Here is a 13,654-nt window from a genome sequence, read left to right as displayed (position 1 = left end):
ACGATGTACTGGACCCCGACGCCGGTTTCGACGCGCTGGCCGGGCGCGCCCGCCTGCTCGGCCTGGCCGGACAAATCGACCCGCCGCGCGAGGAGGTCAAAGCCGCCGTCGCCGAATGCCGCGCGGCCGGCATCCGGCCCGTCATGGTGACCGGCGACCACAAACTCACCGGCCTGGCAATTGCGCGTGAACTCGGCATCGCGCGCGACGGTGACCGCGCGGTGGACGGCACCGAACTCGAACGCATGAACGAGGCGGACCTGCGCGACGGGCTGGCCCACATCTCGGTCTTTGCACGTGTACATCCGGCGCAGAAACTGCGCATCGTCGAAGCCCTGCAGGCGCAAGGCGAGGTGGTGGCGATGACCGGCGACGGCGTCAACGACGCACCCGCGCTGGCACGCGCGGATGTCGGCGTGGCCATGGGCATCACCGGCACCGAGGTGGCCAAAAGCGCGGCCAAAATCATCATCACCGACGACAACTTCGCCACCATCGTCGGCGCGGTCGAGCAGGGGCGTGTGGTCTACGGCAACCTGAAAAAAGTCATCCTCTACCTGTTCGCCACCTCGATCGACGAAGTCGTGGTGCTGCTGCTGGCCCTGCTGGCCGGCTACCCGCTGCCGCTGGCGGCGGTGCAGATCCTGTGGATCAACATCGTGACCGAGGGCACGCTGACCGTGAACCTGGTGATGGACCCGGCCGACGGCGACGAGATGAAACGCACGCCGGTGCCGCGCAACGACAGTCTGGTGGACCGCACCATGCTGGGCCGGGTGCTGCTGATGTCGGCCACCGCCGTGCTGGTCACCTTCGGCTGGTTCGTCTGGCGGCTCGGGCAGGGCTTGCCGATGGATCTGGTGCGCACCGAAACCTTCACCGTGCTGGCGATGTGCCAGTGGTTCAACGTGCTCAACTGCCAGTCGGCCACCCGCTCGGCATTCCGGCTGGGCCTGCTGAAAAACCCCTGGCTGCTTGGCGGCCTGGCCCTGAGCATCACGCTGCAGGTGCTGGTGCTGTATGCCCCATTCATGAACACCCTGTTTTACACGGTGCCGCTGGCGCCCGCCTCCCTGCTGCCCTTGTTGTTGCTGGCCAGCAGCGTGTTGTGGGCGGAAGAGCTGCGCAAGTTCACCGCGCGCCTTCGTGTTGAAGGCAAACCGCAAGACCCTCGCCCTGCGGCCTGAGTGTACGGGTGTCGACGCCCGCTGCGGGTCTCCCGCGGCAGGCCAGAATAGCTATCATAAAAATAGCGGCATACATCCATGGATAAAGGGCTTTCGTCTACTTTCACCAATGACTTCACGGTAGCGCCCGATGCTGACAGGCAGCTCATGTTATGGTTCAAATATGCCCAAAGCCATCCGTCACACCCTGCTCTCGCTGCGTGATCTCGCGGTCTCTGCCGGCCCTTTCATCGTACTGGCGGTGGCGCTGCTGGTGCTGGCCTACTGGTGGCTGGACCCGAATCCGCCCAAGCGTGTGACACTGGCCACCGGCCCGGCGCAAAGTGCCTACGAAGAGTTCGGCAAGCGCTACGCCAAAATCCTGGCCCAGGACGGCATCGAGGTGGCGCTGCTGCCCTCACAGGGCTCGGCCCACAACCTGCAACTGCTGCGCGAAGGCAAGGTCGACCTGGGTTTTGTGCAGGGCGGTACCAGCAGCTACGACGCCGCTGACGCCGAGGCCCTGACCTCCCTGGGAAGCCTGTTTGTCGAGCCGCTGTGGCTGTTTTACCGCGAGGACGTTTCCAAAAAAGCCCGGGGAACAAGCGCAGCCCCCGCGAAGGGCAGCGCAGTGCGCGAGGCGGCAAGCGGGGGAGCGCTGAATTCGCTTACTCAATTGCAGGGCTTGCGCGTCAATTTCGGAACCTCCGGCAGCGGCGTGCCCAGCCTGATGGGCAAGCTGCTTGAAAGCAACCGCATCGAACCCGCCAGCCTTCGCACCTCGAACCTGGACCAGACACCCGCAACGGTTGCGTTTCTCGGCGGGGAACTTGACGCGATTGTGTTTGCTTCGGCGCCAGAATCACTGATGGTGCAAATGTTGCTGCAGACACCCGGCGTGAAGCTCATGAACTTCACGCAGAGCGAGGCTTATTCCAAGCGCTTTGCCTTCCTGAGCACGGCACGCCTTCCGCAGGGTGTGGTGGACCTGGCCGGCAATATTCCGCCCGAGGATGTCAGTCTCGTCGCAACCACAACCTCGCTCGTTGCCAAAACCACTACCCATCCGGCCCTGGTGCAGCTCTTTGCGCAGGCCGGCAACGTCATCCACAGTCCTGCGGGGTGGTTCAAGAGCGCCCGCGAATTTCCCAATCGCGACAACAACGAACTGCCCATCTCCAAGGAGGCCGAACGCGCCATCAAGAACGATGCGCCGCTGCTGCAGCGCTACCTTCCCTTCTGGGTGGCGAATCTGGTCGAGCGCATGTGGCTGGCGATGGGCATCATCATTGCGGTCATGCTGCCGCTGTCGCGCATCGTGCCGCCGCTGTATGAATTCCGCGTCCGCTCACGCATCTTCAGGTGGTACGGACGTCTTCGCGACATTGAGAACCGCATCGAAGACACGCATGACACAGGCGCCCTGCTGGATGAACTCAATGCCCTTGAAAGCCGTGCGGAAAAAATCAGTGTGCCGCTGTCCTACACCGACGAGCTGTATGCACTGCGCAGCAATATCCACCTGGTACGCAAGAAATTGCAGCGGCTGGAAGCGCCACCTCCCTGAAAGACCTCGACGGGTGTGCGGGGTTATGGCGCGCCTGACCCGCAAGCGGGGCCCTGACGTTTATGCTGTTTTTCAATGAAGCCGACACCTCGGCCCCCAGGAACATACCGAACCCATGCCCGTCCAGCTCAACCACACGATTGTTCACGCCCGGGATTCCCTGGCCTCCGCGACATTCCTTGCCGACATGCTGGGACTGGCGGCGCCGGTCCGTTTCGGTCCCTTCCATGGCGTGGAGCTTGACAACGGCGTCACCCTTGACTTCATCTCGCATGATGGCGAACTCATCATCGAGCACTACGCGTTCCTGGTGAGTGAAGAAGAGTTCGATGTCATTTTTGGGCGCATCCGCGCGCGCCAACTTCCCTATTGGGCCGACCCGGGCCATCAGCAAGCGGGCCAGATCAACCACCATGACGGCGGGCGCGGCGTTTACTGGAACGACCCGAATGGCCACTACCTGGAAATCATCACCCGGCCCTACGGCAGCGGCGGCTGAGCGGCCGCTTCTCCCGGGCGGGGTTGGCGTCCCGGCCTAAAGCCCCAGCGCTTTCCAGCCTGCGTGGCCGAGCTTTTCCAGGGTGGCAATGTTCTGCTCGAAAATCGCATCAGCCTCGGGAAAAGCTTCCACGGCGCGCTCCACGCTGTCCTCACGCAGCAGATGCAGCATGGCAAACGGCGCGCGGTTGGTGTAGTTGCCGATGTCGTCGGGCCCGGTACCGTCAAACTGGAACTTCGGGTGAAAACTGGCGAGTTGAATCACGCCTTCGAGGCCATGCTCGTCCACCACACCTTCGGCGATTTCAAGGAAATCATTAAAGTCCAGGAAGTCATCGAACAAGGTGGGGTGAATCAGCAGCGTGGTGTCGACCTGCTCAGCCGGCGTGGCCACCAGCAGGTCGAGCTCCTTGTCGAGCTCTTCAAGCAGATCATCGGCATGCCGCGCATGGCTGACCACCAGGCGCACCTGATTTTTGACGTACACCGCCTTGGCAAACGGGCACAGGTTCAGGCCAATCACGGCTTTTTCTAGCCATTGCCGGGTTTGAGCCAGCACTTGTTCGTCGGTCATGACCACACACCCTCTTGATCCAAGCCGGGGCCGCGGAACCGGCTTCGCCGGGCCGCAGGCGCAGCGGCCCCCCCGGGGGGCAGGGCGCTACACGCAGTGAGCAACCGTGGGGGCATTAATGCAATGCCTTGAACCGCATGCGTTTGGGTTTGGCACCCTCTTCGCCCAGGCGTTTCTTCTTGTCGGCTTCGTACTCCTGGTAGTTGCCGTCGAAGAAAGTCCACTGGCTGTCGCCTTCGGCCGCGAGGATGTGGGTGGCGATGCGGTCGAGGAACCAGCGGTCATGGCTGATCACCATGATGGAGCCGGCGAATTCGAGTAGCGCGTCTTCGAGCGAGCGCAGCGTTTCCACGTCGAGGTCGTTGGACGGCTCATCGAGCATCAGCACGTTGCCGCCGGCAATCAGCGTCTTGGCCAGGTGCAGGCGTCCGCGCTCGCCGCCCGAGAGCATGCCCACGCGTTTTTGCTGGTCGGCGCCGTTGAAGTTGAAGCGGCCTGCATAAGCGCGGCTGGGCATGGTGAATTTGCCGACGGTCAGCATGTCGAGCCCGCCGGAGATGTCTTCCCAGACGGTTTTTTCGTTGGCCAGGTCGTCGCGGTGCTGGTCCACAAAGGCCATGCGTGCGGTCTTGCCGATCAACACCTCGCCGCTGTCGGGCTGCTCCTTGCCGGCAATCAGCTTGAACAGCGTGGACTTGCCGGCGCCGTTCGGGCCGATGATGCCGACAATGGCACCGGCCGGGATCTTGAAGCTCAGGTTGTCGATCAGCAGGCGGTCGCCGAAGGACTTGCTGACGTTCTTGAACTCGATCACCTCATTGCCCAGGCGTTCGGCCACGGGAATGAAGATCTCCTGGGTCTCGTTGCGCTGCTGGTATTCAAAGTCCGACAGCTCCTCGAAGCGGGCCAGGCGCGACTTGCTCTTGGCCTGGCGCGCTTTCGGGTTCTGGCGTGACCACTCGAGCTCTTTCTTCAGGGCCTTGGCGCGGGCTTCCTCGCCTTTTTGCTCCTGCGCCAGGCGTTCACCCTTTTGCTCCAGCCAGGTGCTGTAGTTGCCCTTCCAGGGGATGCCGCGGCCGCGGTCCAGCTCCAGGATCCACTCCGCAGCATTGTCCAGGAAGTAGCGGTCATGGGTGATGGCCACCACGGTGCCCGGGTAGCGCTGCAGGAACTGCTCCAGCCAGTCCACCGATTCGGCGTCCAGGTGGTTGGTCGGCTCATCGAGCAGCAGCATGTCTGGCTTGGACAACAGCAGGGCACACAGGGCCACGCGGCGTTTCTCGCCACCCGAGAGGACGCCAACTTTGGCATCCCAGGGCGGCAGGCGCAGCGCGTCGGCGGCAATCTCGAGCTGGTGCTCAGAGTCAGTGCCCGAGGTGGCAATGATGGCTTCCAGCCGCGCCTGCTCGGCGGCCAATGCGTCGAAATCTGCATCGGGCTCGCCATAGGCGGTGTAGACGGCTTCGAGCTGGGCCTTGGCGGCAAACACCGCACCCATGCCGGCTTCCACGCTCTCGCGCACCGTGTGCTCGGGGTCCAGCTTGGGCTCTTGCGGCAGGTAGCCGATGTTCAGGCCCGGCATGGGCGTGGCTTCACCCTCGATCTCGTTGTCCAGGCCGGCCATGATCTTGAGCAGCGTGGACTTGCCGGAACCGTTGGTGCCGAGCACGCCGATCTTGGCGCCGGGGAAAAAGCTGAGGGAAACGTCCTTGAGAATCTGACGCTTGGGCGGCACGATCTTGCCGACCTTGTTCATGGTAAATACGTACTGGGCCATCAGGATCAACTTCTAAAAATGGGAAAACAACGCAGGAAACCGGACTGCACCTGCCTGCAAGACAGGCCGGGCAGCGGTCATGCTGCAAAACGAAACCACGCACTTTAGCTGGGGGGCCTGCATCTCGAATCAAGACGCATTTCGGGCGTGAACCCTCCGATTATCGTTCCATGCGACAATACACCCGTTGCCGGCTCCAGTTGCCTGCAGCATTTAGGCACACCTTCGGTGACAGTTTGGGTGCCCAGCCTGACTTTTTTACCCGTCTGCCTTCACTGGCGGGGGCTTCAACAGCCCCCGACTGGCCGATCTTTGGCACCTTCGCGTGCACCATCAATGACTTTTGAAAATCTGAACTTGGCCCCGGCCATTCTTAAAGCCGTGCTTGAGCAGGGCTATACCGTTCCCACCCCGATCCAGGCCCAGGCGATTCCCGCCGTGCTGGCAGGCGGCGACCTGCTCGGCGGCGCCCAGACCGGCACCGGCAAAACCGCCGCCTTTGTGCTGCCCATGCTGCAGCGTCTGTCCTCCGAGCCTTCCCTGAAAAACAAGCGCGGCGTCAATGCCGTGCGCTGCCTGATCATGACGCCGACGCGCGAGCTCGCCGCCCAGGTGGAAGAAAGCGTGCGCGTCTACGGCAAATACCTTGAACTCTCCTCCATGGTGATGTTCGGCGGTGTCGGCATGGGCGCGCAAATTGAAAAACTGCGCCGCGGCGTCGACATCCTGGTGGCCACCCCCGGCCGTTTGCTGGACCACGCCAGCCAGGGCACGCTGGACCTGAGCCAGGTACAGATCCTCGTTCTCGACGAAGCCGACCGCATGCTGGACATGGGCTTCATCCACGACATCAAGAAAGTGCTGGCCCTGGTACCCAAGCAGAAGCAGTCGCTTCTGTTCAGCGCGACCTTCAGCGACGAGATCCGCGAACTGGCCAACGGCCTGCTGAAAAACCCGCAAAGCATCCAGGTCACGCCGCGCAACACCACGGTGCAGCGCATCACGCAGACCATCCACCCCGTGGGCCGCGGCAAGAAAAAAGCCCTGCTCACCCACATCATCAACGAGCACAACTGGAGCCAGGTGCTGGTGTTCACGCGCACCAAGTTCGGCGCCAACAATGTGGCCGAACACCTGACCAAAAACGGCATCCCGGCGATGGCGTTGCACGGCAACAAGAGCCAGACCGCCCGCACCCAGGCGCTGGCCGACTTCAAGAGCGGCAGCATACGCGCGCTGGTGGCCACCGACATCGCCGCCCGCGGCATTGACATCGACGAGTTGCCGCATGTCGTCAACTATGAAATTCCCAACGTCAGCGAAGACTACGTTCACCGCATCGGCCGCACCGGCCGCGCCGGCAACAGCGGCGAGGCTGTGAGCCTGGTTTGCCTGGACGAAGAAGGTTTCATGCAGGACATCGAACGCTTCACCAAGCAGAACATCGAAAAAGTGATCGTCCCTGGTTTTGAAGCCGAGCCCGGCGAGAAAGCCGAGCCGCTGGCCATGGGCCGCCAGACCATCTGGGGCGGCTTGGGCAAACCGCCAAGCCGTGACGTGATGCAGGCCGCCGCCAAGGCCGCCCGCAGCGAAATGATGACGCGCATCCGCGAGAACAAGCCCCAGGCGGGCCGCGGCGCCGGCAATGGCGGCGGCGGCAACGGTGGTGGCAATGGTGGTGGACGCGGCCGCAGCGGCGGTGGCGGCAATGGTGGCCGCAGCCAGCCCCAGGGCGGCCAGCCGCGCCAGAATTCGGGCTATTCACAAGGTGGCCAGCCTGCGCAACACCAGGCGCGCAACCCGAATGCACAGCCCCCACGTCCACGCAACACGCAGGAGCGCGATGATGACGCCCAACCCGCCAGCCATGTCTCCTCAGGCTTCCCATCTTCCGGCCAGCCCACAGGCGGCAACCGCGGCAACTACCGCGGCAGCCGGCCAGCCGGTGGCGGCGGTGGTGGTGGCGGACGCTCGGGTGGCGCTGGTGGCCGGGGCAACGGGTCTGGTCGGTCGGGAAATTCTGGTTCGTTTACTGGCCGATAAAACGTACTCGGCGGTTCACTGCGTGGGCCGCCGCAAGCCCGAGGTGGTGCACCCCAAACTGGTGAACCATCTCAGCTCTGACTTCGCAACATTCCCTTCTCCAGCGGTGGACGATGTGTTCATCGCCCTGGGCACCACCATCAAGGTGGCCGGCAGCCAGCAGGCTTTCCGGGCTGTCGATTTCGAGGCGGTTGTGGCCCTGGCCACTTCGGCGCGTGCTGCAGGCGCTACCCGCCTGGGCATCGTCAGCGCCATGGGTGCCAACGCCACATCCAGCGTCTTCTACAACCGCGTCAAGGGCGAAATGGAGTCTGCCGTAAGCCGGCTGGGTTATGACAGCGTGGTGCTAGCCCGGCCCTCACTGCTGAGCGGCGACCGCAGCACCCTGGGGCAATCCAAACGGCCCGCAGAAAAATTTGCAGCAAGCGCCATGCGCCTGCTCAGGCCGGTGACCCCCGCCAACTACCGCGCCATTGCCGCTGCGGATGTGGCCGCTGCGCTGGTCGCTACGCTGCGGGCAAGCCCTTCGGGCCAAAAAATCCTGCTCTCGGGCGAGATGCAGCCCCGCTGAGATTTTCAAGCCTTTCAGGCCTCAAGCCTTGATGGGACGAGCGCTACAAGCTATCTATTCGATAGCAAAAATCGCCTCAGCCCTGCACGAACAGCGTGACCAGCGGCTCCGGTCCGACCTGGCGGCTCCAGTGGCCGTGTGTCGCCGCGTCGAAGGTGGCGCCCTGCGGCAGCACATCGGCAGAGTAAAAATGCTCGCCCGGGCCGAACACCCGCGACACCCCGCCCTGCAGGCCGATTTCCATCTGCCCGCCCAGAATGAACACCCATTGCGGTTTCGGGGTGCAATGAAACTGGCTGCGAAAACCCACCGGGCTGTGGCGCAACTGATAACCGGTGGACGGCGCCAGCGGCGACAGCAAGGCCTGCGGCGAGCCTTCGCTGAGCGCAACCGGCTCCTCGCGGAATCGGGCGCGGCCGTCGGTGTCGGTGTAGAGGATGACTTTGGTGAAATGGGTCATGGAGGTCCAGGAAAAGTGAAAACAGTTCAGCCAGCGCTGCTTGGGCTTGAATGCCGGCGGGTCAACACGGCGGCGACGATGTCTTCAGGACGCTCCGCCACCTCAAAGCCCAGCACATTCTCGTCCACACCCGGCGGCTCCAGCGTGGCCAGCTGGCTGTCCAGCAGCGACAGCGGCATGTAGTGGCCAGTGCGCGCGGTCATGCGCGCTGCAAGCAGCGCATGGTCGCCATGCAGGTAGATAAAACGCAGGCCGGGCGCCGCACTGCGCAACATGTCGCGGTAGGCGCGCTTGAGTGCCGAACACGAGAGCACCAGGCCCTGCCCTGCAGCATGCGCCTGCCGCAAGCGCTCGGCCAGCGCCTGCAACCAGCCCTCGCGGTCTTCATCGCTGAGGGCAACGCCGGCCGCCATGCGCGCCACATTGCGTTCGGAGTGCAATACATCGCCTTCCAGAAAAGGCAGTTTCAGTGCTTCGGCAAGCTGCGCGCCCACAGTGCTTTTACCGCAGCCGCTGACGCCCATGACCACAAAAATGTCGGAATTCATCACCGCGTATTCTGCCTCCCGGACGAATGTCTTCGGGCCGGCATCAGGCTGTTGCCTGCCTGAACCGGGTCCAGGCGGCGGGCGTGGGTGGGCGTGGCGCCTGCACCGGGTAATTCTGGACGCCTGAAATAACCGTCCACCACCCCCCAATGCGTGATGCTGTGGGTGCTGTCGGCGATCTGCGAACCGGTCACCGGCCCATGCTGGATGAAGGGTCGGACGAATGTGATTTTCATGGGATCTCCATTATTTGCGGATGTCAGGTCGGCAGGCACACACGCAAGGTCGCATCGGCGCGCTTGTGCAGGTCGGGCAGCAGTTCCAGGCCAAGTCCGGACTTGCCATTCAGGCTGAGCATCCCCTTGGTGACAGTTGGCAGCTCTGTCACGAGTTCCTTGTACCAGCCGGTGTAAAAGGCGCGCACACTTTCCTGAATCAGCGCATTCGGGGCATGCAGCGACAGGTGGCTGGAGGCTGCCCAGACCACCGGGCCCGTGCAGTCGTGCGGGGCCACCGGAAGTTGCCAGGCATCGGCCAAGGCCGCGATCTTGCGCGCCTCGGTCAGGCCGCCACACCAGCTCAGGTCCAGCATGGCGACCCCGGCCACGCCGGTTTGCAGGTAGTCCTTGAAGCCCCATTTGTAGCTCAGAGTCTCGCTCGCGCAGATCAGCGCGTCGCAATCTTTCGAATACTGTTTGAGCAGATCCAGCGAATCCATGCGGATCGCGTCTTCATGCCAGAAGGTGTTGAAGGGCTTGAGCGCGCGGGAGATTTTCTGGGCCATCGGCAGCCGCCACAGGCTGTGGAACTCGACCATGATGTCCATCTGCTGGCCGACCGCGGAACGGATCTTGCGAAACGGCTCCAGCGCGAGGTCCAGGTCCGCGTTGCTGATGTATTGCCCATCACTTTTTTCGGCCACCGGATCGAAAGGCCAGATCTTCATCGCCGTCACGCCTTCGGACAGCAGCGACTCGGCCAGTTCATCGGCATGGTGCAGGAAACCCTCGAGGTCTTCGTACGGTCCAGCATTGGCCTTCTTCGCGTCACCGATGCCCCAGTTGGCACTGGACTGGTTGACGGTGCTGCGCACGTACTGGTAGCCGGCGCAGGTGTTGTAGATGCGTATGCTGTCGCGGCTCTTGCCGCCCAGCGCGGTGTAAAGCGGCATGTTGGCCGCCTTGCCGAAAATGTCCCACAGCGCGATGTCGATGGCCGAGTTGCCGCGCGTTTCCACACCGGAGCCGCGCCAGCCGAGGTAGCCGGTGATGTCCTTGTTGCGCGCCTCGATGGCCAGTGGGTCCTTGCCGAGCAGTTTGGGTCCCGCCCATTCGTGGATGTAGGCTTCCACCGCCTGCGCGCCCATGAAGGTTTCGCCGAGGCCGACCAAGCCTTCATCGGTATATATCCGGACCCAGATGATGTTGGGGAATTCGCCGAGTCTCAGGGTTTCAACTTTGGTGATCTTCAAGATGGCTCCATAAAAAAGGCCGCAAGAGCAAACCCTTGCGGCCTTGTGACAATGCGGCTGAACGCCGCTTAGCCGCCGCGCGCCTTCTTCAGTGCATCCATCACCATCTTGACGGGTTCAGCGCCTATGGTCGGGATGTTTTTGTCATAGACGGGTTTGACCTTGTCGAACATGCGCTTCTGCTCGGCCGCACTGACTTCGTTGACCTGCATGCCTTTGGCCTTCAGGCTGGTCAGGGACTTTTCGTTGAGCGCACGGTTGGCAGCGCGCTGGACCTTCTGGCCTTCCATCGCGGCCTCACGCAGCACCGCCTGCTCCTGGGGGTTCAGTTGGTCCCAGAGCTTCTTGCTGTAAAGAATCAGGAAGGGTGTGTAGGCATGGCGCGTGACGCTGAGGTACTTTTGCACTTCATTGAACTTCGAGGTCTCGATGGTCACGAAGGGATTCTCCTGCCCGTCGATGGTTTTGGTTTCCAGCGCGGTGAACACCTCGCCAAAAGCCATGGGCACGGCGTTGGTGCCCAGGGTCTTGAAGGTATCGATGAAGATGTTGTTCTGCATCACGCGAACCTTGACACCGTCGAAGTCCTCGGCCTTGGCGACCGGGTGTTTGCTGTTGGTCAGGTTGCGGAAACCGTTCTCCCAGTAGGCCAGGTTGATCAGGCCGGCTTCTTCAAGCTTCTTGTTGAAGTAGGCGCCGGCCGGGCCGTCGAGCACCGCGTCGGCTTCCTTCTCGCTGGCAAACAGGAAAGGCAGGTCGAAAGCGCCGAGTTCCTTGACGATGCCGACCAGCGGCGAGCTGGAGGTGCAGACCATTTCCTGGGTACCGGCGCGCAGCGCCTGCGTGGCTGGCAGGTCGCCGCCCGCGGCGCCGCCCCAGAAGGCATTGATTTTCATCTTGCCGCCGGTCTTGGCCGCCAGTATTTCCTGCATTTTCTTGACGCCGACGCCGACCGGATGGTCTTCGTTGACACCGTTGGTGAACTTGATCGTGCGGTCGGCAAACTGCGCGAAGCTCGAAGTGGCCACCAGCAAGGCGGCTGCGGCCAGGGCCAGGGTTCTGCGTTTGAACATGAATGTCTCCTTTTATAAAAACGACAGGGGTTGGGAAAGGGAAGTCATCGCATCAACCACTTCAGGGGTTCGGTGACGATGGAGGGAAAAAGCACCAGCAGGAAAAGCACGGCGAGCTGCGCCGTCAGGAAAGGCAGCACGCCCTTGAAGGCCTCGTCCATGCTGATCTTGGCGACGCCGCAAACCACGTTGAGAACGGTGCCCACCGGCGGCGTGATCAGGCCGATGGCATTGTTCATGATGAACATGATGCCGAAATACACCGGATCGATGCCGGCCTTGAGTACCAGGGGCATGAGCACCGGCGTGAGGATCAGCACGGTCGGCGTGAAGTCAAGCGCGGTGCCAACGACCACGATAAGCACCATCATGATGAACATCAGCAGCATCTTGTTGCCCATGAAAGGCGCCATCATGTCGGCGACTTCCGTGGGAATGTTGGCAACCGTGATCAGCCAGGCGCTGACCATGGCCGCGGCTACCAGGAACATCACCACCGCCGTGGTTTTTCCGGCCGCCAGGATCAGGCCGTACAACTCGGACCACTTGAGCTCGCGGTAAATGAACATGCCGACCACAAAACTGTAAACCGCGGCCACCACGGCGGCCTCGGTCGGCGTGAAGATGCCGAACTTCATGCCGCCGATGATCACGATGGGCAGGGTCAGCGCGAAGCCCCCCTGTGCCGTGATGCGCAGCCGCTCCGGCATGGGCAATTTGGGCGCCGCAGGAACATTTTCCTTCCTGGCCACCCACCACCAGGTCAAGCCGATCGCCGCGCCCATCAGAATCCCGGGCACGATGCCTGCCAGAAACAGCTTGGTGATGGAGACGTTGCCGGCCACGCCGAAAATGATCAGGCCGATCGACGGTGGTATCACTGGCGCGATGATGCCGCCCGAGGCGATCAGGCCAGAGGCGCGGCCCACGTTGTAGCCGGCGGCCCGCATCATGGGAATCAGCAGCGCAGCCAGGGCAGCGGTGTCGGCAATTGCCGAACCCGACAGCGAGGCCATGATGACCGCCGCAATCACCGTGACATAACCGAGGCCGCCGCGGTAATGCCCGACCCAGGCCATGGCCAGGTTGACAATGCGGCGGCTGATGCCGCCGGCATTCATGAACTCGCCGGCCAACAGAAAGAAAGGGACGGCCAGCAGGGGGAAGTTGTCGGCACCGTCGACAAAACGCTGGGCCAGGATCTGGCTGTCGAACGTGACAAGGCCGCTGGTGGCGGCCAGAAAGGCCATCAACGTGACACCGCAGACCAGCAGCGCATACGCAATGGGCATGCCGATGGCCATGGCGGCCAGCAAGCTGAGAATAAATACGCTGACGGTCATGTCTTGCTTCCCTGCATCTGTTTTTCGACGTCGGCCAGGCCTTCGGTTTCGATCACCTGCACCAGCTCGGCCTCGCTGATGCGTCCGGTCACCAGGCGATAAAGCACATTTAAGTTGATCATGCCCATCACCACGCTGACGACATAACCGATGCCGTAAATCCAGATCATGGAGATGCCGACCACCGGCGAGACATTGCTGACCTGCAGTTCATGCATCTCGAAAGTACCCATGAAAAACAGCACATTGCAAAACAGCATCAGTGCTTCGCTGAGAAACAGGCACACCTTCTTGCCGATCACCGGCAGGTGCTTGACCAGAGTGTCCACCCCCAGGTGCCCGCCTTCATGCATGGCCACCATTGCACCGATGTAGGTCAGCCAGATGAAAAAATACCTCGACATCTCGTCGGAGACGGAAATTCCGGAATTGAATACATAACGCAGCACCACGTTGCCGAACACCATGATGACCATGGCCACCATGCAAACGACCACCAGAAATTCAAGCAATTTGAAAAACCCGTGGACCGATACGTCCATTGTTTTTTGCAAGTTCATCTT

Annotated in this window: 14 protein-coding genes; 5 read left to right on the top strand and 9 right to left on the bottom strand. The window is 62.3% G+C overall.

Going from position 1 to position 13,654, the window contains the following annotated elements; translation table 11 throughout:
- The 3 genes from WA904_RS02810 to WA904_RS02800 all read left to right on the top strand — a co-directional run.
- The coding region (locus tag WA904_RS02810) for a cation-translocating P-type ATPase (protein ID WP_425195605.1) at positions 1-1,187 on the top strand (1,187 nt) is incomplete at its 5' end.
- A 163-nt stretch (positions 1,188-1,350) separates the two neighbouring features.
- On the top strand, positions 1,351-2,733 hold the full coding sequence (locus tag WA904_RS02805) for a TAXI family TRAP transporter solute-binding subunit (protein ID WP_425195604.1): 1,383 nt from the start codon (positions 1,351-1,353) through the stop codon (positions 2,731-2,733).
- A 115-nt stretch (positions 2,734-2,848) separates the two neighbouring features.
- Positions 2,849-3,232: a VOC family protein gene (locus tag WA904_RS02800; RefSeq protein WP_425195603.1), complete on the top strand. Its 384-nt coding sequence runs from the start codon at positions 2,849-2,851 to the stop codon at positions 3,230-3,232.
- 36 nt (positions 3,233-3,268) lie between these two features.
- Here WA904_RS02800 and WA904_RS02795 read toward each other — a convergent pair whose 3' ends face one another.
- Both WA904_RS02795 and ettA read right to left on the bottom strand, forming a co-directional pair.
- Positions 3,269-3,805: a DUF1415 domain-containing protein gene (locus WA904_RS02795; RefSeq protein WP_425195602.1), complete on the bottom strand. Its 537-nt coding sequence runs from the start codon at positions 3,803-3,805 to the stop codon at positions 3,269-3,271.
- Positions 3,806-3,920: 115 nt separating this feature from the next.
- A complete protein-coding gene (gene ettA / locus WA904_RS02790) occupies positions 3,921-5,582 on the bottom strand; it encodes an energy-dependent translational throttle protein EttA (RefSeq protein WP_425195601.1) in 1,662 nt (553 codons plus the stop codon).
- Positions 5,583-5,918: 336 nt separating this feature from the next.
- Here ettA and WA904_RS02785 point away from each other — a divergent pair, with 336 nt between their 5' ends.
- Together WA904_RS02785 and WA904_RS02780 are read left to right on the top strand one after the other, a co-directional pair.
- The gene (locus WA904_RS02785) at positions 5,919-7,625 is read left to right on the top strand and encodes a DEAD/DEAH box helicase (protein WP_425195600.1); all 1,707 of its coding nucleotides are present in this window, start codon (positions 5,919-5,921) and stop codon (positions 7,623-7,625) included.
- Positions 7,543-8,196 carry a nucleoside-diphosphate sugar epimerase gene (locus WA904_RS02780; protein WP_425195599.1) on the top strand — a complete coding sequence of 218 codons (654 nt, stop codon included), beginning with the start codon at positions 7,543-7,545 and terminating at the stop codon, positions 8,194-8,196. Before WA904_RS02785 ends, WA904_RS02780 begins: the two co-directional genes overlap by 83 nt.
- Before the next feature lie 76 nt (positions 8,197-8,272).
- Here WA904_RS02780 and WA904_RS02775 read toward each other — a convergent pair whose 3' ends face one another.
- The 7 genes from WA904_RS02775 to WA904_RS02745 all read right to left on the bottom strand — a co-directional run bounded on the left by WA904_RS02775 (position 8,273) and on the right by WA904_RS02745 (position 13,645).
- The gene (locus WA904_RS02775; RefSeq protein ID WP_425195598.1) at positions 8,273-8,656 is read right to left on the bottom strand and encodes a hypothetical protein; all 384 of its coding nucleotides are present in this window, start codon (positions 8,654-8,656) and stop codon (positions 8,273-8,275) included.
- Between the two features lie 26 nt (positions 8,657-8,682).
- Positions 8,683-9,204: a gluconokinase gene (locus tag WA904_RS02770; RefSeq protein ID WP_425195597.1), complete on the bottom strand. Its 522-nt coding sequence runs from the start codon at positions 9,202-9,204 to the stop codon at positions 8,683-8,685.
- Complete coding sequence (locus WA904_RS02765) at positions 9,204-9,440, bottom strand: hypothetical protein (RefSeq protein ID WP_425195596.1); 237 nt, start codon at positions 9,438-9,440, stop codon at positions 9,204-9,206. Before WA904_RS02765 ends, WA904_RS02770 begins: the two co-directional genes overlap by 1 nt.
- 23 nt (positions 9,441-9,463) lie before the next feature.
- Positions 9,464-10,675, bottom strand: a complete 1,212-nt coding sequence (locus WA904_RS02760) for a mandelate racemase/muconate lactonizing enzyme family protein (protein WP_425195595.1) — start codon at positions 10,673-10,675, stop codon at positions 9,464-9,466.
- 68 nt (positions 10,676-10,743) lie between these two features.
- A complete protein-coding gene (locus WA904_RS02755) occupies positions 10,744-11,748 on the bottom strand; it encodes a TRAP transporter substrate-binding protein (protein ID WP_425195594.1) in 1,005 nt (334 codons plus the stop codon).
- Positions 11,749-11,792: 44 nt separating this feature from the next.
- Complete coding sequence (locus tag WA904_RS02750) at positions 11,793-13,091, bottom strand: TRAP transporter large permease subunit (protein ID WP_425195593.1); 1,299 nt, start codon at positions 13,089-13,091, stop codon at positions 11,793-11,795.
- The gene (locus WA904_RS02745) at positions 13,088-13,645 is read right to left on the bottom strand and encodes a TRAP transporter small permease (RefSeq protein WP_425195592.1); all 558 of its coding nucleotides are present in this window, start codon (positions 13,643-13,645) and stop codon (positions 13,088-13,090) included. Before WA904_RS02745 ends, WA904_RS02750 begins: the two co-directional genes overlap by 4 nt.
- Positions 13,646-13,654 lie beyond the last annotated feature (9 nt).

The sequence above is a fragment of the Polaromonas sp. genome (genome assembly GCF_049790275.1).
Classification (GTDB): Bacteria; Pseudomonadota; Gammaproteobacteria; order Burkholderiales; family Burkholderiaceae_C; genus Polaromonas.
This window is presented reverse-complemented; position numbering and strand designations above follow the sequence as displayed.